Raw genomic sequence first — 1,042 nt, forward strand, 5'->3', positions numbered from 1 at the left:
GGAGCTGTACTCGGCGCTCGTCGTGGGCCTGCGGGCGTACGCGGCGAAGAACGGCTTCAGCAGCGTGCTGGTCGGGCTCTCCGGCGGGATCGACTCGGCGCTGGTCGCGGCGATCGCCTGCGACGCGCTGGGCGCGCAGCACGTGTACGGCATCTCGATGCCGTCGAAGTACTCCTCGGACCACTCCAAGGGTGACGCGGCCGAGCTGGCGCGGCGTACCGGGCTGAACTTCAGGACCGTACCGATCGAGCCGATGTTCGACGCGTACATGGGGTCGCTGGGGCTCACCGGGCTCGCCGAGGAGAACCTGCAGTCGCGGCTGCGCGGCACGATGCTGATGGCCGTGTCCAACCAGGAGGGCCAGATCGTCCTGGCTCCGGGCAACAAGTCGGAGCTGGCGGTCGGTTACTCGACGCTGTACGGGGACTCCGTCGGCGCGTACGGGCCGATCAAGGACGTGTACAAGACGTCGGTCTTCCGGCTGGCGAAGTGGCGCAACCGCGCCGCCGAGGAGCGCGGGCAGACGCCGCCGATCCCTGAGGCCTCCATCACCAAGCCGCCCAGCGCGGAGCTGCGTCCCGGTCAGGTCGACACGGACTCGCTGCCCGACTACGACGTGCTGGACCGGATCCTGGAGATGTACGTCGACCGGGACCAGGGGCTCGACGCGATCGTCGCGGCCGGGTTCGACGCGGCGCTGGTGGCCAAGACGCTGCGGATGGTGGACACGGCGGAGTACAAGCGGCGGCAGTATCCGCCGGGCACGAAGATCTCGCCCAAGGGCTTCGGCAAGGACCGGCGGCTGCCGATCACGAACCGGTGGCGCGAGTCCGGCTGACGCCGGGGGGCGGGGTGGCCTCCGGGCCGTTCCCGCCAAGGGCTGTCCCGTAATCCCTGGCGGGCGCACGACGACAGCTACGGCACCTCTCCCCCGTAGCCTCAACGGCACGGGGCCCCCTCCGTTGTCGGAACGCCCGAATACATCCAGTATGCGGACGCCCCTCCGCCTTGCGACGCACCGCATCCGACGCCGCGCGCTGAT

1 protein-coding gene is annotated in these 1,042 nt (G+C 70.2%); it reads left to right on the forward strand.

Annotated features, from left to right (window positions below; genetic code table 11):
- Nucleotides 1-838, forward strand: an 838-nt coding sequence (gene nadE, locus ABZV94_RS42085) for an NAD(+) synthase (RefSeq protein WP_356350464.1), incomplete at its 5' end; no start/stop codon positions are given.
- Nucleotides 839-1,042 lie beyond the last annotated feature (204 nt).

The organism is Streptomyces sp. NPDC004658, assembly GCF_040609555.1.
In the GTDB taxonomy this organism is placed as follows: domain Bacteria; phylum Actinomycetota; class Actinomycetes; order Streptomycetales; family Streptomycetaceae; genus Streptomyces.